Genomic DNA, 22,049 nt, shown 5'->3' on the forward strand with positions numbered 1-22,049 from the left:
CGGGTGGGGTCCGGCGGTCCGCCTCCGTCGCCCGCCCGGGTAGCGAATCGGGTGCGGTCCGGCGGTCCTCCTCCGTCGCCCGCCCCGGGCGGCGATGGTGCGCGGCATGAGACGACGAGCGCTGGCCGCCGCCGTGGCCGCCCTGCTGCTGGCCGCCGGGATCGCCGCGCCGGCCCGCGGCGCCGCCGCCGAGCTGGTGCTGAACGGCTCCGCCGTCCGGGACCTGACCGGCTGGACCGCGGCCGCGCAGTCCGGCGAGGTGGGCCTGCGCCGGGTGACCGGGCTGCGCGGCGCCCCGGCCACCACGGCGGTCCAGCTGAGCCGGCCGGCCGCCTCCGGCGCCTGGGCCTTCGCCCTGGCCCGGCTGACCGGCGGCTTCGTGCCCGGCCGGACCTACCGGATGACGGTGTGGGCCCGGGACACGGCCGGCGCCGGCAGCCGGCTCGGCATGCTGCTCGCCAACGGCGCCTGGGAGCACCGCCCGGCCGGCGTCATCGAGTTCGGCACCCTGGCCGGCACCGGCTGGCGGCGGATGACCCGGACCTTCGTGGCCACCTCGGCCGGCGCCGCGGACACCGGGTTCTATTTGAGCCTGCCGGCCGGCGGGCCGTTCACGATCCAGGTGACCGGGCTGACCGTGCAGGCGGTCACCGCCCCGCTGCCGGCCCGGGTCTCCGGCGCGCCGTCCCGGGTGATCACTTTTGCCGGGGCGGCCGGCTCGGCGCCGGACAGCCGGGTCTGGAACCACGATCTGGGCGCCGGCGGGTGGGGCAACGGTGAGCTGCAGACGTACACCTCGAGCAGCGACAATGTGCGCCTGGACGGCGCCGGGCGGCTGCTGATCACCGCCCGGCGGGACGAGCGCGGCGGTCTCACCAGCGCCCGGCTGACCACCCGGGGCAAGGTCGCGGTGCCCGCCGGGTCGTACGTCGAAGCGTCCCTGACCGCCCCGGTCGGCGCCGGGGTCTGGCCGGCGTTCTGGCTGCTCGGCACGTCGATGGAGAAGGTCGGCTGGCCGGCCTGCGGCGAGCTGGACGTCTTCGAGGGCACCGGCGCGGAACCCACCCTGGCCAAGTCCGCCGCGCACCTGCCGGACGCGGCGAACCCGCGGCTGGACCGGCCGTACGACTGGGGCGAGGGCGGGGCCACCACCGACCTCGGCGTGCCGCTGGACGCCGGCCCGCACCGGTTCGGGGTCTACTTCGACGCGACCGTGGTGCGCTTCTTCGTCGACCGGAAGCCGACCTTGACGCTCTGGGCCTCCGACGCGGTCGCCTCGGGCCGCTCCTGGACCTTCGGCAAGCCGCAGTTCCTGCTGGTCAACGTCGCGGTCGCGGGAGATGTGGACTCGTCCGCGACGAGCTTCCCGCGCACCATGACGGTCGGCCCGATCTCGATCTGGACCGGGGGCGTGCCGGCCTAGCGGTGCTCCATGACGAGGACCGCCCAGGACGGCTCCAGCGCCTCGTAGCGGTGCGGGACGTCGCCCGGGAACGACACGTAGTCACCCGGCCCGACCTCGATCGGCTCCTCGACCGGCCCGGTCCGGATCCGGCCGGCGCCGACCACGATGTGCTCGACGCTGCCCGGGATGTGCGCCTCGGCCTCCCGGGCCTCGCCCGGCTCCAGCTCCATCAGGTACAGGTCGCGCCGGGCGTGCGGGGACCCGGTGGCGAGCAGCGTGGCCACGAAGTCGGCCCGGTCGGCGCGCAGCCGGGTGGCGCCCTCGCCGGCCCGGATCACCCGCACCCGGGTCGGCTCCGGCTCGACCAGCCGGCTGAACGGCACGCCGAGCGCCACCCCGAGCGCCCACAGGGTCTCGATGCTCGGGTTCCCGCTGCCCGCCTCCAGCTGGGACAACGTCGACTTGGCCAGGCCGGCGCGGCGGGCCAGCTCGGCCAGCGAGATCCCGGCCCGGTCCCGCTCGCGGCGCAGGGCGGCGGCGATGACGGCGAGCGGCGGCGCCGGTTGCTCCATGGGTGTTCGCTCCATCGGTCGGATTGTTCGGTTTGACGAACGCTGCGCGTTCGTTCAGCATGACGAACTATGAGTACGTTATATCGAACGCAGGCCCGGCCCCGGGACGTGGCGGCCCTGGCCGCGGCGACGCTCGCGGTGGGCGCGTCGTTCGGCGCGATCACCGTGGCGTACGGCCTGCCCGGCTGGCTGGCGCCGCTGATGTCGATCGTGGTCTTCGCCGGCGGCGCCCAGTTCCTGGCGGTCGGCCTGTTCGCCGCCGGCAACCCGGTCGCCGCGGTCCTGGCCGGCCTGCTGCTCAACGCCCGGCACCTGCCGTTCGGCCTGGCCGTCGCGGACACCCTCGGCACCCGGTGGCGGGACCGGCTGATCGGCGCGCACCTGATGACCGACGAGGTGGTCGCCTTCACTTTGGCCGAGCAGACCCCGGCCGCCCGCCGCAAGGTCTACTGGCTGGTCGCCATCTCCCTGGTCATCTCCTGGAACCTCGGCGTGGTCCTCGGGGTCCTGCTCGGCGGCGCCACCGGCGACCCGGACTCCTTCGGCCTGGACGCCGCGTTCCCGGCCGGCCTGATCGCGCTGATCCTGCCGTCCCTGGGGGACCGGGACACCCGGCTGGTCGCCCTCACCGGGGCCGCCCTCGCGGTCCTGCTGACCCCGGTCCTCCCGGCCGGCCTCCCGGTCCTGGCCGCCCTGCTCGGCCTGCTGGTCCTGCTGCTCCCGCCGGTCCGCCGCCGTAGGTCATCCCCGGCGGTCGCTCCCGGCCCCTCGGATGGTCCGGGGTCAGCGGCCAGCGTCCCGGCCGATCTTGGCTCAGCGGCCAGCACCTCGGATGGTCTGGGCTCGGCGGCCAGCGTCCCGGCTGATCCGGGTTCAGCGGCCAGCGCCTCGGCTGGTCTGGGCTTGGCGGCCAGCGTCCCGGCTGATCCGGGTTCAGCGGCCAGCGCCCCGGCCGATCCTGGCTCAGCGGCCAGCACCTCGGCTGGTCTGGGCTTGGCGGCCAGCGCCTCGGATGTTCCGGGCTTGGCTGCCGGTGCCTCGGGCATCTCGGTCTCTGCTTCCAGCATCTCGGATATTTCGGGCGCACCCTCCAATGGTCCGGTCGATGCATCGCAGGAGCCGTCCTCGCTCGCTGGAGCCGCGGCTTTCCGCACGCCCGTCACCACCGTCGAGGAGAACCGATGCTGATCGCCGCCGTCATCGCGCTCGGCGTGGGCACCTACGCGATGCGCCTCAGCGGAGTCCTGCTCCGCGACCGCCTGGAACTCTCCCCGGCCCTGCAACGCCTGCTCCCGATGGCCGCCGCGGCGCTCCTCGCCGCCCTGGCCGGAACGGCCGCGCTGATGTCCGGCGCCGAGTTCGCCGGCCTGGCCCGCCCGGCCGGGGTGGCCGCCGGCGCCCTGCTGGCGTGGCGCAAGGTCCCGTTCGTCCTGGTCGTCGTGGCCGCCGCCGCGGTCACCGCCCTGCTCCGGCTGGCCGGCGTCCCGTAGCGGGCGCAAGTCTCGGCTTGCGGGGCGCGGCTGGTCCTGCTGCTTCGGCTCGCCGCCCGGGGTCCTGCCGCGCCGGGTAGTGCCGGTCCCGCAGCTCCCGGTTCCGCCGCGCTGGGTCCCGCCGCGTTGGGTTCTGCCGTTCCCGGTCTCGCCGCTCCCAGGTCCGTCGCTCCCGGTTCCGATGCGCTGGGTTCCGGCGCGTTGTGGTTCCGTCGTTCCCGGTTCCGTCGTTCCCGGTTCCGCCGCTCCCAGTCCCGCCGCTCCCAGTCCCGCCGCTCCCAGTCCCGCCCTCCCAAGGGGGCAGCCCCCGCAGACAGTGTGCGCGGGAAGGGGCGATGCGCGTCCGCGCCCTGTGGACAACCCCGAACTGTGGACAACGAACAGCGCCACGTCCGCAAGCCCCCACCGGAGCCCGCGCCCGTGGCGCCCAGGTCGTACCGAAAGAATCAGATCTTGGCGCCCAGCTCCACCTTGGGCTTCGGGACGCGCATGCGGCGGAAGGTCAGGCCGCGCATGATGCCGTAGAGGTAGAGCGAGCCGAGCCGTTGCTTCGAGTCGGGGAAACGCTCTTTGACCAGGCGCTTGATGCGGCGGGCGATGAACACGCTGTCGATCACGACGGCCAGGGCCAGGGCGGCCCACAGGGCGTTGGTGGCGAGGACGACGGCCGGGTTCTGGATCAGCGTGCCGACCATCACGATGAGGGCGCCGGCGATGAAGAACGAGCCGACGGTGCGGCGCGAGTCGACGATGTCGCGGACCAGCGAGCGCTCCGGGCCGCGGTCGCGGGCGAGCAGGAACCGCTCGTCGCCCTGGCGCATGCCCTCGGCGGCCTCGGCGCGCTCCTGGCGCTGCCGCTCGCGGAGCTGTTTCATCGCCTCTTTGCGGTCGGCCGGCGCGGCCTCCACCCGGCGGCCCTGCGGCGCGCGTTTCGGCGTGACCACACCCAGCTCTTTCTTGCTGGGCGTGTAGCTCTTGCGGCGGTTTTCGGCCGCCTCCTCCTCGGTCACCGAGGAAGTGGCGTCTTCGACGAGGTCGACTGGCTTGCGGCGAAACAGCGGGGACACGCCACGAGCGTAGCCAAACGGCGCGGTGTGTGACACACCGCGCCGTTGATCGAGACGAAACCGCAGCTCAGGGGCGCTCGACGTGGGCACCGAGGGCGGCCAGCTTGGCCTCGAAGTCCTCGTAGCCCCGCTTGATCAGGTTGACGCCGTAGACGCGCGACGTGCCCTCGGCGGCGAGCGCCGCGATCAGGTGCGCGAAGCCGGCCCGCAGGTCCGGGATGACCAGGTCGGCGGCGTGCAGCTTGGACGGGCCGGCGATCACCGCGGAGTGCATGAAGTTGCGGCGGCCGAACCGGCACGGGGTGCCGCCGAGGCAGTCCCGGTAGACCTGGATGGTGGCGCCCATCTGGTTGAGCGCCTCGGTGTAGCCGAGCCGCTGCTCGTACACCGTCTCGTGCATGATCGAGATGCCGCGGGCCTGGGTCAGCGCGACCACCAGCGGCTGCTGCCAGTCGGTCATGAAGCCCGGGTGCACGTCGGTCTCCAGGGCGACCGCCTTGAGCTCGGTGCCCGGGTGCCAGAACTTGATGCCGCCCTCGGCGCCGCTGACCCCTTCGCGGGCCACCCGGTCGTCGGTGATCTTCAGCTCGCCGCCGATCGAGCGGTAGACGTTCAGGAACGTCATCATGTCGGCCTGGCGGGCGCCGATCACCTCGATCTCACCACGGGTGGCGAGCGCGGCGGCGGCCCAGCTGGCCGCCTCGATCCGGTCCGGGATCGGCTTGTGCTCGTAACCGTAGAGCTTCGGTACGCCCTGGATCTCGATGACCCGGTCGGTGTGCACCGTGATGATCGCGCCCATCTTCTGCAGGACGCAGATCAGGTCGATGATCTCCGGCTCGATCGCGGCGTTGCGCAGCTCGGTGACGCCCTCCGCGCGCACCGCGGTGAGCAGCACCTGCTCGGTCGCGCCGACGCTCGGGTACGGCAGCTCCAGCTTGGCGCCGTGCAGCCCGTTCGGCGCGCTCAGGTGCATGCCCTCGGGGGTCTTGTCGACCACCGCGCCGAACTCGCGCAGCGCCTTGATGTGGAAGTCGATCGGGCGCGGCCCGATGTGGCAGCCGCCCAGATCCGGGATGAACGCGTGCCCGAGCCGGTGCAGCAGCGGGCCGCAGAGCAGGATCGGGATCCGGCTCGACCCGGCGTGCACGTTGATCTCGTCGGTGCTGGCGCTCTCCACGTTCGTCGGGTCCATGACGAGCTCGCCGTCCTCGGCGCCGTCGCTGACCTTGACCCCGTGGAGCCCGAGGAGGCCGCGGACGACCTCGACGTCGCGAATCCGCGGCACGTCGAACAGGCGGCTCGGTGACTCGCCCAGCAGGGCGGCGACCATCGCCTTGGAGACCAGGTTCTTGGCGCCACGGACCCGGATCTGTCCTTGCAGCGGCGTACCGCCGTGCACGATCAGGACATCGTCGGTCAACGTAACCTCCAGCCGGCGGGCGTGTAGCGCCCGGTGATCGAGGGGGCAGGAACTCGGGCGGGGGTACCCGATTCTGCAACCGGGGAAGCATAGCGCTGAGTGAGAAGTACGCCAGTCGTAGCGCGGCCGAGAAAACGTAGTAGCCGGGCAATCACCCTCCGAGGTGAAATCTCCCGGCTACACAGCGTCACGGAAGGGCGAGCATCTGGTCGAGCGCGACGCGCGCCTCGTGCGCGGTCTTCTCGTCGACCGTGATCACGTTCGGCACCCGGCCGGCGACCAGCTCCTCCAGCGCCCACACCAGGTGGGGGAGGTCGATCCGGTTCATCGTCGAGCAGTAGCAGACCGTCCGGTCGAGGAACATGATCTGCTTGTCCGGGTGCGCCAGGGCCAGCCGGCGCACCAGGTTCAGCTCGGTGCCGACCGCCCAGGCCGAACCGGCGGGGGCGGCGTCGAGCGCCTTGATGATGTACTCCGTCGAGCCGACATAATCGGCCGCGCGGACCACGTCGTGCCGGCACTCCGGGTGGACCAGCACGTTCACCCCCGGGACCCGCTCGCGGACCTCGCGGACGCTGTCCAGGGTGAACCGGCCGTGCACCGAGCAGTGACCCCGCCAGAGGATCATCCGGGCGTTGCGCAGCTGCTCGTCGGTGAGCCCGCCGTGCGGCTTGTGCGGGTCGTAGAGGACGCAGTCGTCCAGGTCGAAGCCCATCTCCAGGACCGCGGTGTTGCGCCCCAGGTGCTGGTCGGGCAGGAAGAACACCTTGGAGCCCTGCTCGAACGACCAGGTCAGGGCCCGCTTCGCGTTCGACGAGGTGCAGACCACGCCCTTGTTGCGGCCGACGAAGCCCTTGATGTCGGCGGACGAGTTCATGTACGTCACCGGGACGATGTCGCCGGCGATGCCCAGGTCCTGGAAGTGCTCCCAGGCGGTCTCCACCTGACCGAGCACCGCCATGTCGGCCATCGAGCAGCCGGCCGCCAGGTCGGGGAGGATGACCTGCTGCTCCGGCTTGGTCAGGATGTCGGCGCTCTCGGCCATGAAGTGCACGCCGCAGAAGACGATGAACTCCGCCTCCGGCCGGGCCGCCGCCTGCTGGGCCAGCTTGAACGAGTCGCCGGTGACATCGGCGAACTGGATCACCTCGTCACGCTGGTAGTGATGCCCCAGCACGAACACCCGGTCGCCGAGCGCGGCCTTGGCCGCCGTCGCGCGGGCGACCAGATCGGGGTCGCTGGGAGCCGGCAGCTCACCGGGGCAGTCCACGCCCCGCTCGCTGGCCGGGTCGGTGCCCTTGCCGAGAAGCAGCAGGGCAACGGGGGTGTTTCCGGGTTCGGTCCAGGTCGACGTCACGAGAATCATCGTTGCACAGCCCCTGGGACGGTAGCTGCGGCCTGACGGCGTGTGATGGCACACTCCCGGGGTGCGCGTACTGATCTGTCCGGACAAGTTCGCCGGTACCCTGTCCGCCCCGGAAGTCGCTCAAGCGGTCGCGGACGGCTGGGCCGTCCGGTCCGATCAGCTGATCCTGCGCCCGATCGCGGACGGCGGGCCCGGCTTCGTCGAGGTGCTGGCCACCGCGCTCGGCGGGCAGCGGATCCCGGTCGCGACCGTCGACCCGCTCGGCCGCCCGGCGCGGGGCGAGATCCTGCTCGCCGGCGGCACCGCCTACCTGGAGAGCGCGCAGGCCTGCGGCCTGCATCTGCTGACGCCGGACGAGCGGGACCCCACCAGGACTTCCTCGTACGGCCTGGGCCTGCTCCTGGCGGCCGCGGTGGAGACCGGCGCCACCCAGGTGGTGATCGGCCTCGGCGGCTCGGCGGTGAACGACGCCGGCGCCGGCATGCTGGCCGCGCTCGGCGCCGCCCCGGTCGACGTGGCCGGTTACGCGCTGCCCTACGGCGGCGCCCCGCTGATCACCGCCGCCGCCCTGGCCGGCGTCCCGCAGCTGCGCCAGGTCGCCCTGGTCGCCGCCACCGACGTGGACAACCCGCTGACCGGCCTGCACGGCGCCAGCAGCGTCTTCGGCCCGCAGAAGGGCGCGACCAGGGAGGACGTGCTCCGGCTCGACGCCGCCCTGGCGCACTTCGCCGGCGTACTGGAGAAGGCCTTCGGGATCGACGACCTGGCGGCCCGGCCGGGAGCCGGCGCGGCCGGCGGTCTGGGGGCCGCGCTGATCGCCCTCGGCGCCCGGGTGACCTCGGGGATCGGCCTGGTCAGCGACCTGATCGGGCTGGACCGGGAGCTGGACGCGGCGGAGCTGGTGATCACTGGCGAGGGCAGCTTCGACCACCAGTCGCTGCGCGGCAAGGTGGTGGCCGGGATCGCGGCCGGCGCCCGGGACCGGGGCCTGCCGTGCGTGGTGCTGGCCGGGCGGAACGAGACCGGGCACCGGGAGGCCTCGGCGGCCGGGGTGACCGAGACGCACACCCTGGTGGAGCATTTCGGCTCGACCGAGAAGGCGATGGCCGAACCCGCCCGCGGCCTGCGAGAACTGTCTGAGCGCCTGTCCCGCCAGTGGTCGAGGTGATCTGCAACCCGCCCGGATTGGGAATCCCGGGGATTGGGGTTAGCGTTGCCTGGTACGGCACATGACCGCACCTGGCAGGGAGATACGCAGTGACCACTGAAGCGCACACCGAGTCGACCGAGGCGACCGCCCCGACCGGCGTCATCCTCACCGACGTCGCCGCTGTGAAGGTCAAGGCCCTGATCGAGCAGGAGGGGCGCGACGACCTGCGCCTGCGCATCGCCGTACAGCCCGGTGGCTGCTCCGGCCTGCGCTACCAGCTCTTCTTCGACGAGCGTTCGCTCGACGGCGACGTCGTGAACGACTTCGGCGGCGTCGAGGTCGTGGTGGACCGGATGTCGGCTCCCTACCTGGCCGGCGCCACCATCGACTTCGCGGACCGGATCGACGCGCAGGGCTTCACCATCGACAACCCGAACGCGCAGAACTCCTGCGCCTGCGGCGACTCGTTCCACTGATCCTCGAATTCCACCCGGCACCATCGGACAGGCCGTCCCGTTAACGGGGCGGCCTGTTCCACGTAACCGCCCGGTAGTCTCTAGTCGTAACGACCCTGTTTCCCCAACCTTGAGGGCCGCCATGAAGATCGCCGTCACCGGCTCGATCGCCACCGACCATCTGATGCACTTCCCGGGCCGGTTCGCCGACCAGCTCATCGCCGACCAGCTGCACAAGGTCTCGCTCTCGTTCCTCGTCGACGACCTGGTCGTGCGCCGCGGCGGCGTCGCGCCGAACATCGCTTTCGGGATGGGCAAGCTGGGTCTGCGGCCGATCCTGGTGGGCGCGGTCGGCGCCGACTTCGCCGACTACCGGTCCTGGCTGGAGCGGCACGGGGTGGACTGCGACTCGGTGCACGTCAGCGACGTGGCGCACACCGCCCGGTTCGTCTGCACCACCGACGACGACCTGAACCAGATCGCCTCGTTCTACGCCGGCGCGATGGCCGAGGCCCGCAACATCGAGCTGTCCCCGGTGGTCGACCGGCTGGGCGGCATCGACCTGGTGCTGATCAGCGCGAACGACCCGGCCGCGATGATCCGGCACTCGCAGGAGTGCCGTGCCCGCGGCTTCAAGTTCGCCGCCGACCCGTCCCAGCAGCTCGCCCGGATGGACGGCTCGGACGTGCTGAGCCTGATCCGCGGCGCGGAGTACCTGCTGACCAACGAGTACGAGCGCTCCCTGCTGGAGACCAAGTCCGGCCTCTCCGGCGACCAGGTGCTCGACGAGGTCCGGATCCGGGTCACCACGCTCGGCAAGGACGGCGTGGAGATCACCGGCAAGGGCATCGAGCGGATCCACGTGCCGGTCGTCCCGGACGTGCTCGGCGAGGACCCGACCGGGGTCGGCGACGGCTTCCGGGCCGGTTTCTTCTCCGGCATCTCCTGGGGTCTCGGCCTGGAGCGGTCCGCCCAGGTCGGCTCGCTGGTGGCGGCGCTGGTGCTGGAGACGGTCGGCACCCAGGAGTACGACATCACCGCGCACGAGTTCCTCAAGCGCTTCACCGCGGCGTACGGCGAGCAGGCCGCCGCCGAGATCACCCCGCACCTGCCGGCCTGATGGTCCTCGCGGTCTTCGCCGGCCTGCCCGGCGTCGGGAAGAGCACGCTCGCCGCGTCGGTGGCCGCCGAGCTGCCGGCGGCGGTGCTCGCCGTCGACACGGTCGACTTCGCCCTGCAGCGGTACGCGGTGCACGAGACCCGCCCGGGCTACGCGGCCTACGGCGTGGTGGCCGCGCTCGCTGAGGAGCAACTCAAGATCGGCCACCACGTGATCATCGACGCGGTCAGCCCGGTCAAGGCGGCCCGGGAGCTCTGGGTCGACCTGGCCGAGCGGATGGCGGTGCCGCTGCGCGTGGTCGAGGTGGTCTGCGGTGACGACACCGAGCACCGGCGCCGGGTCGAGTCGCGCTACGAGTCCCGCGACCACGACGGCGTCCCGGACTGGGTGCGGGTGGTGGAGCGCCAGTCGGAGTACGAGCCGTACCTGGGCCCCCGCCTGGTCGTCGACACCTACCTGGCGAAGGATCCGGTCCCGCAGGTCATCAGCTACCTGAGCTGACTGGCTCCGCTTCGCTCCGCGGCGATCGCCTGGTAACCGGTGCGTTGGGCACCCGCTTTTCCGCCGTCCGCAAACCCCGCGGCCGTCGAAAAACGGGGTGCCAACGCACCGGCGGCGATCGCTTCAGACAATCCGGCGCACCTCGAACTGGTGGTGGTGGCCCGCGACGAACTCCTGGCCCTTCATCCGGCACCAGGCGGGGATGTCGTTGGCCGCGGCCGGGTCGTCGGCCAGCACCCGGACGATCTCGCCGACCGCCACGCCCGGCATCGCCTTGGCCAGCTTGATGATCGGCAGCGGGCACCGCTGCCCGCGGCAGTCCAGCGTGATCAGAACCCGGCCTCCTTCCGGATGTCCGCGACGACCTCCGGCAGCACCGCCAGGAAGCGGTCCACCTCCGCCTCGGTGGTCCCGCGGTGCAGGGACACCCGCACGTTGCCGTGGCTGAGCACGCCCATCGCCTCCAGCACGTGGCTCGGCCGCAGCGTCGACGAGGTGCACGAGGAACCCGACGACACCGCGAACCCGCGCCGGTCCAGCGCGTGCAGCAGCGCCTCCCCGTCCACGTAGAGGCAGCTGAAGGTGACCAGGTGCGGGAGCCGGTCGACCGGGTCGCCGACGATCTCCACGTCCGGCACGGTGGCCGCCACCCGGTCCCGGATCCGGTCCACCAGCGCGCCCAGCCGCACCGCCTCGGCCTCCGCCTCGGCGGTCACCGCGCGCAGGCTCGCCGCCGCCGCCACGATCGCCGGCAGATCGACAGCGCCCGGTGGCTGGGGGCGATAAAGATCATCCTGCGGGGAGGGTGAGATCCATCGCACCCCTTTGCGGACCACCAGGACACCGACGCCCGGCGGCCCGCCCCACTTGTGCGCGCTGGCGCTGAGCAGCGACCAGCCGGCCGGCACCGGGACCCGGCCGACCGACTGGGCGGCGTCCACGAAGAGGGGTACCCCGGACTCCGCGCAGTACGCCGCGGCGGCGGCCACCGGCTGCACCGTGCCCGCCTCGTGACTGGCGCTGATCAGGGCGGCCAGCGCCACCCCGGGCGCGGACACCGCGGCCTCCCAGGCGGGCAGGTCGAGCCGGCCGAGCCGGTCCACTCCCACCTCACGGGCCTCGGTGGTCCCGGCGGCGTGCAGCACAGTGGAGTGCTCGATCGCCGAGTGCACCAGCACCGGCCCGGCGCGGCGGCGCCCGGCGAGGCCGCCCAGCACCGCGGCCTGTGCGGCGGCCGAGCCGGAGGGCCAGAAGGAGAGCTCGTCCACGCGTACCCGCAAGATCTCCGCGACCACCGCGGTCGCCGCCTCGCGCAGCTGCTGGGCCCGGCGGCCCGCCGCGTAAAGGCGGGCCGGATCGGCCCAGCCGTCGGCGAGCGCCGCGAGCAGCGCTTCCCGGGCCACCGGGTGCAGCGGCGCCGCGCTGGCGGCGTCCAGGTAGACGTGCGGATCGCCTGTGTAATCCACAAGGGGAACGGTATCGTCCGGTTGTCTGGAGATTTTTCGAAGGCGGGCGAACGCCCCCCGGTGACGGGCGGCCCGGCCCTGGTCGAGTAGTGTGCGACCGTCGGTGAGCCTTGCCGCCAGGTGTCCGGTTTCGGGCAGGCGGCGCTGCTAAGGAGGCAGAAGCAGGTGGGCGCAAGGAGTTCGGCCACACGGCCGCGGGCAGGTGGCCGGGCGGCCGGGCTGGGTCTCGGCGGTGCGCTGCTGCTGGCGTTGCTCGCGGGGTGCTCGGTCGAGGACGTCGGGAGCAAGTTCGGCCACTTCGGATGGCCCGGCCCGGGGATCAGCCTGCAGGCGCACGAGATGTACGACCTGTGGATCGCCTCGACGATCGCCGCCCTGGTGGTCGGCGTCGGGGTCTGGGGTCTGATCTTCTGGTGCGTGATCCGGTACCGCAAGCGCGGCGACGAGCTGCCCGTGCAGACCCGGTTCAACATGCCGATGGAGGTCCTCTACACGGTCACGCCGGTGCTGATCGTCGCGGTGCTCTTCTACTACACCGCGATCGTCCAGACCAGCGTGGACAAGGTGTCGAAGGACCCGGACCAGATCGTCCAGGTCACCGCGTTCAAGTGGAACTGGGAGTTCGAGTACCGCGACGGCATCGGCAAGGACGCGAACACCGTGGCGTCCACGGTGGGCTCCTCCGACGTCATCCCCTCGCTGGTCCTGCCGATCGGGCAGAAGATCCGGTTCGAGGAGACCAGCAAGGACGTCATCCACTCGTTCTGGGTGCCGGAGCTGCTGTTCAAGCGGGACGTCATGCCGGGCAGCGTGCGCAACGTCTTCGAGGTCACGCTGGACAAGACCGGTCACTACGTCGGCCGCTGCGCCGAGCTCTGCGGCACCTACCACGCCTTCATGAACTTCGAGCTGGTGGCGGTCGAGCCGGCCAAGTTCGACCAGTTCATGGCGGCGAAGAAGGCGGGTCAGTCGACGCCGCAGGCGCTCGCCACGATCGGTGAGCCGCCCTACGCGACGACCACGCAGCCGTTCGACACCCGGCGCGGCACGCACAGCTGGAACCAGGGCGGCGGCGAAGATGTCGTCGCCGCGGGGAAGTAGGGATCTGACATGAGGACCGAGTACAAGATCTTCATGGGCGTGGCCCTGTTCCTCTTCGGTGCGGCCGCGGTCTACGGCTTCTACACCGCCGGCACCGGTGAGCACGTCGAGTGGGTGGGCACCGTCGCGCTGATCCTCTCCGGCCTGCTCTGCTCGATGTGCGGCGGCTTCTTCTGGTTCGTCGCCCGCCGCATCGACCTGCGCCCGGAGGACCGCGAGGACGGCGAGATCGCCGAGGGCGCGGGCGAGCTGGGCTTCTTCAGCCCGGGCAGCTACTGGCCGTTCGGCATCGCGCTCTCCGCCGCGATCGCCGGCATGGGCCTGGTCTTCTGGATGTGGTGGCTGCTCGCGGCCGGTCTGGTCATGGTCATCCTGAGCTCCTGCGGCATGCTCTTCGAGTACTACTCCAGCACCCGGCAGCCCGCCGAGCACTGACCGCCAGGTCCGCTCGACTCACGGAAGCCCGCGCCTCCCCGGAGGCGCGGGCTTCTTGTTTCCCCCGCTTTCCGGTACGCCCGCCGCTCCCACCCTCCGGTACGTCCGCCGCTCCCGCCCTCCGGTACGTCCGCCGCTCCCGCCCTCCGGTACGTCCGCAGCCCCCGCCCTCCGGTACGCCAGCAGCCCCCGCCCTCCGGTACGCCAGGAGCCCCCGCCCTCCGGTATGTCCGCAGCGCCGCTCCCGGTGCCCCACCGCACCCCACCTCGGCCGAGCGCGTCCTGCCGAGCGGCGTCCTGCCGAGCGGCGTCCTGCCGAGCGGTCCTGCCGAGCGTGTCCTGCCGAGCGGTCCTGCCGAGCGTGTCCTGCCGAGCGGCGTCCCGCCGAGCGGCGTCCCGCCGAGCGCGTCCTGCCGTGGGCGTTCTCGGCGTTGGCAGACGCGATGCGGTCCCGGGGCCGGGCCGAGGCGCGGGTCAGGGTGCCGGCTGGTTCTCATGGGTGTCTTGAGGCCCTCGAGACACCCATGAGAACCAGCCAGGACCGCGACTGGCGGCTGGACCGGGCCATCCCGCGTGGGGGCGCGGGGCGGGAGACTCCCAAACCCGCGCGGGGAGACGAGATAGGCCCCGGGGAGACGAGTGAGGTCGGGCGGGGGCGAGTGAGACCGCTCGCCGGGGGGCAGTGAGGCCGCTCGCGGGGCGGGGAGGCCGGGTGCGGAGGCCGCTCGCGGGGGCAGGGAGGCCGCGTGCGGGGCAGGGAGGCCGCGTGGGGAGGTAGTGAGGCTGCGTGGGGAGACAGGGAGGGCGCGCGGGGAGGTGGCTGGTTGCAGGCGGGAGCTACGGAGCCTGCGGGGGAGTGCGGGATCCGGTTGCGGGCTCGGTCAGGCCGCGGCGGTGCGCTGCTGGGGGGCGACGCGGCGGGGGGACTTCGGCGGCAGCCACAGGTGCACGACGATGGGGGCGACCACCTCGGCCGCGCCGCAGCGGGTGCAGACCAGCTCCGGGCAGTCGTCGTGCCCGTCCTCGCAGGGCGGCGTCTCGAACAGCATGTCGCCGTCGCAGATGACGCAGCGCAGTTCGCGTTCGTCCACGGGCTTCTCCTTCGTGCGGAAGGTGGGATTACCCGAATGTCATTCAGACGCTGTCACGTCGACCGGGTGATGCCGAGCATTGCCGGCGGCGTGTTGCGGTCTTTTTCAGGATTTTTCAGCAGGTAGTGCCCCAACCCGACGCGGGCCGCCGGGTGAACCGCTGGGGTCCGGTGACCCGGACAGCGGGCGGGGTCCGCAGGGGGCTCCCGGTCTGTCCGAGGGGAGGGGCGGGGGCCGCGGGCGGGCTCCCGGTGCGGTCCGTTGGGGCGGGCGGGGGCCGCGGGCGGGCTCCTGGTGTGTCCGCGAGGGTGGGCTCGGGCCGCGGGCGGGCTCCCGGTGTGTCCGTGAGGGCGGGTCGGGATGGAGCGGGCTGGTATGGAATTGGGGTAGCGCGCCCATCGGCTGGACTCCGGTGGGTGGTGGTGGGGTGTGGTTCGCGAGGCGGGACTCCGGCCTGGTGGCCCGCGGCGGGGGTGCCGCGGGCGTACCGGAAAAGGGTCCTACTCGGCGGCCTTGGCCGCCTGGGCGGCGGCGACCCAGCGGTCCAGCAGCGCGGTGGTGGCGCCGGAGTCGATCGCCTCGGCGGCGCGGGCGATGCCGGCCCGCAGGGTGTCCCGGAAATCGCCGGGAAAGCCGCTCTGCGCGGCGAACGCTGCGGCGGCGTTGACCAGCACCGCGTCCCGCACCGGACCGGCCTCACCGGCGAACACGCGGCGCGCCACGTCGGCGTTGAACGCCGCGTCGCCCCCGCGCAGCGCGTCCGGCTCGCTCCGGGCCAGGCCCAGCTCGGTCGCGTCGACCAGCAGCTCCTCGACCTTGCCGCCGCTGGCGATCCAGACCCGGGTCGGCGCCGCGGTGGTGAACTCGTCGAGGCCGTCCTCGCCGCGCATGACCAGCGCCGAGTCGCCCCGCTCGGCGAACACCGCGGCCATCACCGGAGCCATCCGCGGTTCGAAGCAGCCGATCGCGGCCGAGGTGGGCCGGGCCGGGTTGGTCAGCGGGCCGAGCATGTTGAAGAAGGTGGGCACGCCCAGCTCACGCCGGGTGACCGAGGCGTGCCGCATGCCGGGGTGGTACCGCGCGGCGAAGCAGAAGCCGATACCGGCCTCGGCCACCGTCCGGTTCACCCCGGCCGGGCCGAGGTCCAGCGGGATCCCGAAGTGCTCCAGCAGGTCGGCGGTGCCCGTGGTGGACGACGCCGACCGGTTGCCGTGCTTGACCACGGTCACCCCGGCGGAGGCGGTGACGATCGCCGCCATGGTGGAGATGTTCACCGTGTTGGCCCGGTCGCCGCCGGTGCCGACCACGTCGACCGCGCGGGTGCGGACTTCGGCGGGCAGCTCCACCAGGGTCGCGGCGGAGAGCATCGCCTCCACCAGGCCGGCCAGCTCGGCCGGCGTCTCGCCCTTGGCGCGCAGCGCCACGGCGAATCCGGAGATCTGGACCGGCGTGGCGTTGCCCGCCATGATCTCGCTCATCGCCCAGGCCGTGTCCGCGGTGGCGAGCTCCTCGCCGCGCAGCAGGGACATCGTCAGGTTCGGCCAGGTGCGTGCGCCCATGGCGGGGCCTCCGTCGGGGGGTGTCTGCTCGGTCGGTCAGGTGCGGGGGAGGGCGCCCAGCGGGATCGCGCCGTCGCGGCGGGCCCGGAGCAGCCCGGCCACCGTCTGACCGGTGGTCACCGGGTCGAGCGGGGCCAGCAGGGTCGCGTCGACCTGCGAGTACGCCGCGAGCCAGCGGTCCGCGGCACGGGCGATCACCACGCAGGTGGGCGGCGGATCCTGGTACTCGTCCTTGGTCTGACGGGCGATGCCGAGCCCGCCGGCCGGGGTCGCCTCGCCGTCGAGCACCATCAGGTCGATCTCGTAGTCGTCCAGCAGCCGGCGGCACTCCTCCCAGGAGGAGGCGTCGGCGAACTCGACGGACAGATCGGCCGCCGGACGCGTGCCGATGGCGAGCCGGATCCGGTCGCGCACCGCGGCGTCGTCGCTGTATAGCAGAACGGTGTACTGGGTCGTGGTGGTGTCGCTCATGTTTGTGCCCCACTTCACCTTGTAGGTCCCAGGGATCGTACCGAATCTGTTATCCGGCGTCGGGGCCCGGTCGCTCGGCCTTCTCCGGCTTTGTGATCTTGGCCGCCGTGGCGGCTTCCTCCAGCTCCGCGCGGTCCAGGGCGCGGTCGATCCGGCGGGCCTCGCGCTCCGACTGGCGGACCCACTGGACCACCAGGATGCCGAGCATGGTGACGCTGACGATCTCCCCGCCGGCCCACAGGATGCCGCCCGCGGTGACCTGGTCGCTGTGCGGATCCATCCAGGCCAGGTGCAGGTTCGGGTACCAGTCCCCGCCGAGCAGCTCCTGCTGCTGCATGATCGTCAGCCCGAGCACCGTGTGGAACGGCACCGAGAGCACCATCAGCAGTGCCCGGCCGGGGTACGGCCAGCGGTTCGGCAGCGGGTCCAGGCCGAGCAGCGGCCAGAAGAACAGGCACCCGGTGACCATGAAGTGGATGTGGATGAACTCGTGCAGCCAGGCGTGCTCCAGGGTCTGCCGGTACAGCCCGGTGAAGTAGAGGACGAACGGGTTCGCGATGAACAGTCCGAACGCGACCAGCGGGAAGGTCAGCACCCGGACGTACCGGGAGTGGACGACGGCGAGCAGCGTCTTGCGCGGCCGGCCGTGCAGCACCCGCAGGGCCAGGGTGGTCGGCGCGCCCAGGGCCAGGAAGATCGGCCCGACCATGGAGAGCACCATGTGCTGGACCATGTGCACCGAGATCAGCGTGGTGTCGTACGCCTCGATGCCGGTCACCGTGACCGCGGCGATCGAGCCGAGTCCACCCGCGAGGAACGCCGCGGTGCGGCCGCCCGGCCAGTGGTCGCCACGCTGCCGGAGACGGCGCACCCCGTACAGGTAGAGGGCGGCCGAGACCAGCAGGCCCACCGCGATCAGGCTGAACCAGTGGAACTGGGTGAAGATGGCCGACGCGGTGAACGGCGGGAGTTCAGTATCCCCGGCCGCGTCCGCCAGCGGGGCTATTTCGACTGACTGCACCACTCGAAGCTAGACCTACCCGCTGGTCACCGAATATTCCGGGCTGCCCACAGTGCCGGATTAGGGACCCCGCCTGACCTTGGACCCGTGGCGGGGGAATAATGAGCCCGTGACAGCGGCAGCCATCGACAAGAGCCGGATCCACTCGCTGACCCGACCCAACATGGTCAGCGTCGGGACCATCGTGTGGCTCTCCAGTGAGCTCATGTTCTTCGCGGCTTTGTTCGCCATGTACTTCTCGATCCGCGCGGCGGCCCCCGAGATGTGGGCGGAGCACACCAAAGAGCTCGACATCCCGTACGCCACCACGTTCACGGTGATCCTGGTCCTCTCGTCGGTGACCTGCCAGCTGGGCGTCTTCGCGGCGGAGAAGGGTGACGTGTTCGCGCTGCGGCGCTGGTTCACGATCACCTTCGTGATGGGCCTGATCTTCGTGCTCGGCCAGGCGAACGAGTACCGGAACCTCGTCCATGAGGGCGTGAAGCTCAACGGGGACGGGTATGGCTCGATGTTCTACCTGACCACCGGCTTCCACGGCCTGCACGTGACCGGCGGCCTGATCGCCTTCATCATCTACATGATCCGGACGACCATGGGCCGGTTCACCCCGGCGCAGGCCACGTCGGCGATCGTCGTGTCGTACTACTGGCACTTCGTGGACATCGTGTGGATCGCGCTGTTCGCCATGATCTATTGGCTCAAGTGATTCAGCGCCGCAGGCGAGGACTTCTAACGACACCCAGAGGGACATACCCATGACTTCTGACACCCCCGCCCGCAGGCGTGCCCGGGTGTTCGCCCGGCGCCGCGGCGCGCCCAGCCGGGCTCGCCGGCGGGTCGGCGCGGCCGTGCGCATGCTCGCCGCCCTGGCGCTCGCCGGTGGCGTCTACACCGCCTTCACCCCCGGTGCGTTCGCCGAGGACAACACCCCGCTCTCCACCGCCGCGCAGCAGGGCAAGGAGCTCTTCGACAACAGCTGCATCTCCTGCCACGGGCGGGACGGTCAGGGTGTCGAGGGCCGTGGCCCGAGCCTGATCGGTGTCGGCTCGGCCTCGGTCGAGTTCCAGGTGGGCACCGGCCGCATGCCGATGGCCCGCCAGGAGGCGCAGGCCGAGCAGAAGCCCCCGCAGTTCACCCCGGATGAGACCAAGCAGCTCGCGCAGTACATCCAGGAGATCGGCGGCGGCCCGGAGATCCCGTCCGGTGACCTGACGCTGGACCCGAAGACCAACCCCGAGGCGCTGGCCCGCGGTGGCGAGCTGTTCCGGGTCAACTGCACCTCCTGCCACAGCTTCACCGGCGCCGGTGGCGCGCTCTCCTCGGGCAAGTTCGCGCCGAGCCTGCACGACGCCACACCGGAGCAGATCTACGCCGCCATGCTGACCGGCCCGCAGAACATGCCGGTCTTCGGGGACAACCAGCTCACCCCGGATCAGAAGCGCGAGATCATCACGTACATCACGGTGCAGCTCCAGGACAACAAGGACGCGGGCGGCATCTTCAACCTGGGTGGATACGGTCCGGCGACCGAGGGCATGGCGATCTTCCTGGTCGGCATCACGATCCTGGTCTTCACGTCGCTCTGGATTGCGGGGAAGTCATGACAACGCATCACGGCGCGGCCGCCGAGCCCGTCGACGTGAACGATCCGAAGCTGACGCGCTTCGACATCGTCAAGGAAGGCCTGCGGCGCGACGACATCGAGATCGTCACGTACGAGTCGCAGTTCCAGGGGCCGAACTCGAAGGCGGAGAAGCGGGTCGTCCGCAACATCTCCCTCCTGTTCCTGATCGCCGGCCTGTTCGCGGTCGCCTTCCTGGTCTTCTACATCGTCTGGCCGTGGGAGTACGAGCTCGGCCACACGCTGAACGACTACTACACCCCGATCCTCGGCATCACCCTCGGGATCTCGCTGTTCGCGCTCGGCATCGCGATCCTGGCCTGGGCCAAGAAACTGCTGCCGCACGAGCTGTCGATCCAGCAGCGGCACGGCGACCCGTCCAGCGACGAGGAGCGCCTGATCACCGGCCAGACCATGATGTACGTGGCGGACGAGCTCGGCGTGCAGCGCCGGCCGCTGCTCAAGGGCGCGATCGGTCTCGGTCTGGCCCCGCTCGGCCTGGCCGCGGCGGCCCCGCTGGTCGGCGGCCTGATCCAGAACCCGCACAAGGACCCCGAGCCGATGATGTACCGCACCGGCTTCAACCCGGTGACCAACGGCGGCAAGCTGGTCCGGCTGACCCGGGAGGACGGATCCCCGATCCGTCCCGAGGACGTCAGCGCGGGTGGTCAGATGACCGTCTACCCGGGGATCCCGCACGGCGCCACCAACAAGTACGCCGACTCGCCGACCCTGCTGATCCACCTGCGCTCCGAGGACGCGATCAAGACGCGGTTCGCCGCGCAGAACGACCCGAGCGGGCGCAACGGGGGCTCGATGTGGGGCAACTACGTCGCGTACTCGAAGATCTGCACGCACGCCGGTTGCCCGGCCAGCCTGTACGAGCAGCAGACCAACCGGCTGCTCTGCCCGTGCCACCAGTCGCAGTTCCTGATCACCGACAATGGTCAGCCGGTCTTCGGTCCCGCCACCCGGCGTCTGCCGATGCTGCCGCTCTCGGTGGACGAGGAAGGTTTCTTTGTGGCAACGTCTGACTTCAAGGACACTGTCGGACCCGACTTCTGGGAGCGGCCGTGAAACGCCGAAAGCTAGATCCAGCCGAGGCCACCGCCAACTTCGCCAAGGGCGTCGATGACCGCTTCCAGGCGGCCACCCCGCTCCGTGGCCTGCTGAACAAGGTCTTCCCTGACCACTGGTCGTTCCTGCTCGGCGAGATCGCCCTCTTCTCGTTCATCGTGCTGCTGCTGAGCGGCGTCTTCCTCACCCTCTTCTTCGACCCGTCGATGAAGGAGGTGGCGTACGACGGCTCCTACTCGGCGCTGCGCGGCACCGAGATGTCGGCCGCCTACGCGTCGTCGCTGCACCTCTCGTTCGAGGTGCGCGGTGGTCTGTTCATGCGCCAGATGCACCACTGGGCGGCGCTGCTGTTCATGGCGTCGATCGTGGTGCACATGGCCCGGGTGTTCTTCACCGGCGCGTTCCGCAAGCCGCGTGAGATCAACTGGGTGATCGGCGTCCTGCTGTTCCTGCTCGGCTTCTTCGCCGGCTTCACCGGTTACTCGCTGCCGGACGACGGCCTCTCCGGCACCGGTCTCCGGATCGCCTCGGCGATCATGCTGTCCCTCCCGGTGATCGGCACCTGGCTGTCCGCCGCGATCTTCGGCGGGGAGTACCCGGGCGAGTTCATCATCGGCCGGTTCTACATCGCGCACGTGCTGCTCATCCCGGGCATCCTGCTCGCGCTGATCAGCGTCCACCTGGGCATCGTGTTCAAGCAGAAGCACACCCAGTGGCCGGGCCCGCTGCGGACCAACGAGAACGTGGTCGGCGAGCGGATGTTCCCGCGGTACGTGATGAAGCAGGGCGGCTTCTTCATGGCGGTCTTCGGCGTCATCGCGCTGATGGCCGGCCTGTTCCAGATCAACCCGATCTGGATGTTCGGGCCGTACCGGGCCGCCGAGGTCTCCTCCGCGTCGCAGCCCGACTGGTACGTCATGTTCATGGACGGCCTGGTCCGCCTCATGCCGAACTGGCAGATCTACATCCCGATCGGCAACGGCTACAGCATCCCGCCGCTGTTCTGGCCCGCCGTGGTCGGCCTCGGCGCGCTGTTCACGCTGCCGATGGCGTACCCGTGGCTGGAGGCCCGGAAGCTGAAGGACAAGCGCACCCACCACCTGCTGCAGCGCCCCCGGGACAACCCGGAGCGCGTCGGCATCGGCATGATGGCGCTGGCGTTCTTCCTGGTCGCGACGATCTCCGGCGGCAACGACGTGATCGCCGACAAGTTCCACATCAGCCTGAACGCGATGACCTGGGCCGGTCGTATCGGTCTGCTGGTCCTGCCGCCGCTGGCGTACTACGTCTCGGTCCGGATCTGCTTCGGCCTGCAGCAGCACGACCGGGAGGTGCTGGCGCACGGTGTCGAGACCGGCATCATCAAGCGCCTGCCGAACGGGCAGTTCGTCGAGGTCCACCAGCCGCTCGGCCCGGTGGACGAGCACGGGCACCCGATCCCGCTGGAGTACCGCGGCTGGGTCGTACCGAAGAAGATGAACAAGATCGGGGCGCTCGCGCCGGCGGTCAAGGGCTTCTTCTTCCCGGTGGAGAAACCGGCCGAGACGCCGGTCTCGCCGGCCCCGATCACCACGGCCAAGCGCGAGGAACTCTCCGGCAAGAAGTAGGACATGCCGACGAACCGGCCCGCAGGCGAACGCCTGCGGGCCGGTTTGTTTG

Annotated in this window: 23 protein-coding genes; 13 read left to right on the top strand and 10 right to left on the bottom strand. The window is 71.4% G+C overall.

The features are described 5' to 3' along the window. Positions 1 to 106: 106 nt before the first annotated feature. Complete coding sequence (locus tag BJY16_RS15895) at positions 107 to 1,423, top strand: family 16 glycosylhydrolase (RefSeq protein ID WP_185040207.1); 1,317 nt, start codon at positions 107 to 109, stop codon at positions 1,421 to 1,423. Here the strand turns inward: BJY16_RS15895 and BJY16_RS15900 are convergent. Continuing rightward, complete coding sequence (locus BJY16_RS15900) at positions 1,420 to 1,977, bottom strand: helix-turn-helix domain-containing protein (protein ID WP_185046471.1); 558 nt, start codon at positions 1,975 to 1,977, stop codon at positions 1,420 to 1,422. The genes BJY16_RS15895 and BJY16_RS15900 overlap by 4 nt on opposite strands. A 69-nt stretch (positions 1,978 to 2,046) precedes the next feature. Here BJY16_RS15900 and BJY16_RS46425 point away from each other — a divergent pair, with 69 nt between their 5' ends. Both BJY16_RS46425 and BJY16_RS15910 read left to right on the top strand, forming a co-directional pair. Further along, complete coding sequence (locus tag BJY16_RS46425) at positions 2,047 to 3,165, top strand: AzlC family ABC transporter permease (protein WP_203758789.1); 1,119 nt, start codon at positions 2,047 to 2,049, stop codon at positions 3,163 to 3,165. Further along, positions 3,159 to 3,467: an AzlD domain-containing protein gene (locus BJY16_RS15910; protein ID WP_185040208.1), complete on the top strand. Its 309-nt coding sequence runs from the start codon at positions 3,159 to 3,161 to the stop codon at positions 3,465 to 3,467. The genes BJY16_RS46425 and BJY16_RS15910 overlap by 7 nt, the downstream gene beginning before the upstream one ends. Positions 3,468 to 3,913: 446 nt before the next feature. Here the strand turns inward: BJY16_RS15910 and BJY16_RS15915 are convergent, their stop codons facing one another. The 3 genes from BJY16_RS15915 to nadA all read right to left on the bottom strand — a co-directional run bounded on the left by BJY16_RS15915 (position 3,914) and on the right by nadA (position 7,314). Beyond that, positions 3,914 to 4,534, bottom strand: a complete 621-nt coding sequence (locus BJY16_RS15915; RefSeq protein WP_185046472.1) for a DUF3043 domain-containing protein — start codon at positions 4,532 to 4,534, stop codon at positions 3,914 to 3,916. A 67-nt stretch (positions 4,535 to 4,601) separates the two neighbouring features. Beyond that, on the bottom strand, positions 4,602 to 5,957 hold the full coding sequence (murA, locus tag BJY16_RS15920) for a UDP-N-acetylglucosamine 1-carboxyvinyltransferase (protein WP_185040209.1): 1,356 nt from the start codon (positions 5,955 to 5,957) through the stop codon (positions 4,602 to 4,604). A 187-nt stretch (positions 5,958 to 6,144) separates the two neighbouring features. After that, positions 6,145 to 7,314, bottom strand: a complete 1,170-nt coding sequence (gene nadA, locus BJY16_RS15925; RefSeq protein WP_373873405.1) for a quinolinate synthase NadA — start codon at positions 7,312 to 7,314, stop codon at positions 6,145 to 6,147. A 70-nt stretch (positions 7,315 to 7,384) separates the two neighbouring features. Between nadA and BJY16_RS15930 the strand changes: the two genes are divergently transcribed. From BJY16_RS15930 to BJY16_RS15945, 4 genes are all read left to right on the top strand, one after another. Next, on the top strand, positions 7,385 to 8,491 hold the full coding sequence (locus BJY16_RS15930; RefSeq protein ID WP_185040211.1) for a glycerate kinase family protein: 1,107 nt from the start codon (positions 7,385 to 7,387) through the stop codon (positions 8,489 to 8,491). A gap of 89 nt (positions 8,492 to 8,580) precedes the next feature. Then, complete coding sequence (gene erpA / locus BJY16_RS15935; RefSeq protein WP_185040212.1) at positions 8,581 to 8,949, top strand: iron-sulfur cluster insertion protein ErpA; 369 nt, start codon at positions 8,581 to 8,583, stop codon at positions 8,947 to 8,949. Positions 8,950 to 9,070: 121 nt separating this feature from the next. Further along, positions 9,071 to 10,048: a carbohydrate kinase family protein gene (locus BJY16_RS15940; RefSeq protein ID WP_185040213.1), complete on the top strand. Its 978-nt coding sequence runs from the start codon at positions 9,071 to 9,073 to the stop codon at positions 10,046 to 10,048. Then, the gene (locus tag BJY16_RS15945; protein ID WP_185040214.1) at positions 10,048 to 10,548 is read left to right on the top strand and encodes a P-loop nucleotide/nucleoside kinase family protein; all 501 of its coding nucleotides are present in this window, start codon (positions 10,048 to 10,050) and stop codon (positions 10,546 to 10,548) included. Before BJY16_RS15940 ends, BJY16_RS15945 begins: the two co-directional genes overlap by 1 nt. 123 nt (positions 10,549 to 10,671) lie before the next feature. Here the strand turns inward: BJY16_RS15945 and BJY16_RS15950 are convergent, their stop codons facing one another. Then, a complete protein-coding gene (locus BJY16_RS15950; RefSeq protein ID WP_185046473.1) occupies positions 10,672 to 10,881 on the bottom strand; it encodes a sulfurtransferase TusA family protein in 210 nt (69 codons plus the stop codon). Then, the gene (locus tag BJY16_RS15955; protein ID WP_185040215.1) at positions 10,878 to 12,014 is read right to left on the bottom strand and encodes a cysteine desulfurase family protein; all 1,137 of its coding nucleotides are present in this window, start codon (positions 12,012 to 12,014) and stop codon (positions 10,878 to 10,880) included. Before BJY16_RS15955 ends, BJY16_RS15950 begins: the two co-directional genes overlap by 4 nt. Before the next feature lie 165 nt (positions 12,015 to 12,179). Between BJY16_RS15955 and ctaC the strand changes: the two genes are divergently transcribed. After that, positions 12,180 to 13,115, top strand: a complete 936-nt coding sequence (gene ctaC, locus BJY16_RS15960) for an aa3-type cytochrome oxidase subunit II (RefSeq protein WP_185040216.1) — start codon at positions 12,180 to 12,182, stop codon at positions 13,113 to 13,115. Positions 13,116 to 13,124: 9 nt separating this feature from the next. Continuing rightward, positions 13,125 to 13,550: a cytochrome c oxidase subunit 4 gene (locus tag BJY16_RS15965; protein WP_185040217.1), complete on the top strand. Its 426-nt coding sequence runs from the start codon at positions 13,125 to 13,127 to the stop codon at positions 13,548 to 13,550. Positions 13,551 to 14,431: 881 nt separating this feature from the next. Here the strand turns inward: BJY16_RS15965 and BJY16_RS15970 are convergent. The 4 genes from BJY16_RS15970 to BJY16_RS15985 all read right to left on the bottom strand — a co-directional run bounded on the left by BJY16_RS15970 (position 14,432) and on the right by BJY16_RS15985 (position 17,692). Then, positions 14,432 to 14,641 (bottom strand): hypothetical protein, encoded by a 210-nt coding sequence (locus BJY16_RS15970; protein ID WP_185040218.1) that lies wholly within the window; start codon positions 14,639 to 14,641, stop codon positions 14,432 to 14,434. 500 nt (positions 14,642 to 15,141) lie between these two features. Next, positions 15,142 to 16,200, bottom strand: coding sequence for an anthranilate phosphoribosyltransferase (trpD, locus tag BJY16_RS15975; protein ID WP_185040219.1), 1,059 nt, complete (start codon positions 16,198 to 16,200; stop codon positions 15,142 to 15,144). 36 nt (positions 16,201 to 16,236) lie between these two features. Continuing rightward, positions 16,237 to 16,671 carry a hypothetical protein gene (locus tag BJY16_RS15980; RefSeq protein ID WP_185040220.1) on the bottom strand — a complete coding sequence of 145 codons (435 nt, stop codon included), beginning with the start codon at positions 16,669 to 16,671 and terminating at the stop codon, positions 16,237 to 16,239. Positions 16,672 to 16,720: 49 nt separating this feature from the next. Next, positions 16,721 to 17,692, bottom strand: a complete 972-nt coding sequence (locus tag BJY16_RS15985; RefSeq protein ID WP_185040221.1) for a cytochrome c oxidase assembly protein — start codon at positions 17,690 to 17,692, stop codon at positions 16,721 to 16,723. A 109-nt stretch (positions 17,693 to 17,801) separates the two neighbouring features. On the opposite strand from BJY16_RS15985, the gene ctaE reads away from it, so the two are divergent. From ctaE to qcrB, 4 genes are read left to right on the top strand one after another with little or no spacing between them, the layout of a single operon-like run. Further along, positions 17,802 to 18,398 carry an aa3-type cytochrome oxidase subunit III gene (ctaE, locus tag BJY16_RS15990; RefSeq protein WP_185040222.1) on the top strand — a complete coding sequence of 199 codons (597 nt, stop codon included), beginning with the start codon at positions 17,802 to 17,804 and terminating at the stop codon, positions 18,396 to 18,398. Between the two features lie 49 nt (positions 18,399 to 18,447). Then, the gene (gene qcrC, locus BJY16_RS15995) at positions 18,448 to 19,296 is read left to right on the top strand and encodes a cytochrome bc1 complex diheme cytochrome c subunit (protein WP_185040223.1); all 849 of its coding nucleotides are present in this window, start codon (positions 18,448 to 18,450) and stop codon (positions 19,294 to 19,296) included. Then, positions 19,293 to 20,390, top strand: coding sequence for a cytochrome bc1 complex Rieske iron-sulfur subunit (gene qcrA / locus BJY16_RS16000; RefSeq protein ID WP_185040224.1), 1,098 nt, complete (start codon positions 19,293 to 19,295; stop codon positions 20,388 to 20,390). Before qcrC ends, qcrA begins: the two co-directional genes overlap by 4 nt. After that, on the top strand, positions 20,387 to 21,997 hold the full coding sequence (qcrB, locus tag BJY16_RS16005) for a cytochrome bc1 complex cytochrome b subunit (protein WP_185040225.1): 1,611 nt from the start codon (positions 20,387 to 20,389) through the stop codon (positions 21,995 to 21,997). Before qcrA ends, qcrB begins: the two co-directional genes overlap by 4 nt. The last annotated feature ends 52 nt before the right edge of the window (positions 21,998 to 22,049 follow it).

The organism is Actinoplanes octamycinicus (assembly GCF_014205225.1).
Classification (GTDB): domain Bacteria; phylum Actinomycetota; class Actinomycetes; order Mycobacteriales; family Micromonosporaceae; genus Actinoplanes; species Actinoplanes octamycinicus.

Coding starts and splice junctions, on each gene's coding strand:
- BJY16_RS15895 (WP_185040207.1), top strand. CDS start 107: ATGAGACGACGAGCGCTGGCCGCCGCCGTGGCCGCCCTGCTGCTGGCC.
- BJY16_RS15900 (WP_185046471.1), bottom strand. CDS start 1,977: ATGGAGCAACCGGCGCCGCCGCTCGCCGTCATCGCCGCCGCCCTGCGC.
- BJY16_RS46425 (WP_203758789.1), top strand. CDS start 2,047: ATGAGTACGTTATATCGAACGCAGGCCCGGCCCCGGGACGTGGCGGCC.
- BJY16_RS15910 (WP_185040208.1), top strand. CDS start 3,159: ATGCTGATCGCCGCCGTCATCGCGCTCGGCGTGGGCACCTACGCGATG.
- BJY16_RS15940 (WP_185040213.1), top strand. CDS start 9,071: ATGAAGATCGCCGTCACCGGCTCGATCGCCACCGACCATCTGATGCAC.
- BJY16_RS15945 (WP_185040214.1), top strand. CDS start 10,048: ATGGTCCTCGCGGTCTTCGCCGGCCTGCCCGGCGTCGGGAAGAGCACG.
- BJY16_RS15965 (WP_185040217.1), top strand. CDS start 13,125: ATGAGGACCGAGTACAAGATCTTCATGGGCGTGGCCCTGTTCCTCTTC.
- trpD (WP_185040219.1), bottom strand. CDS start 16,200: ATGGGCGCACGCACCTGGCCGAACCTGACGATGTCCCTGCTGCGCGGC.
- BJY16_RS15980 (WP_185040220.1), bottom strand. CDS start 16,671: ATGAGCGACACCACCACGACCCAGTACACCGTTCTGCTATACAGCGAC.
- qcrC (WP_185040223.1), top strand. CDS start 18,448: ATGACTTCTGACACCCCCGCCCGCAGGCGTGCCCGGGTGTTCGCCCGG.
- qcrA (WP_185040224.1), top strand. CDS start 19,293: ATGACAACGCATCACGGCGCGGCCGCCGAGCCCGTCGACGTGAACGAT.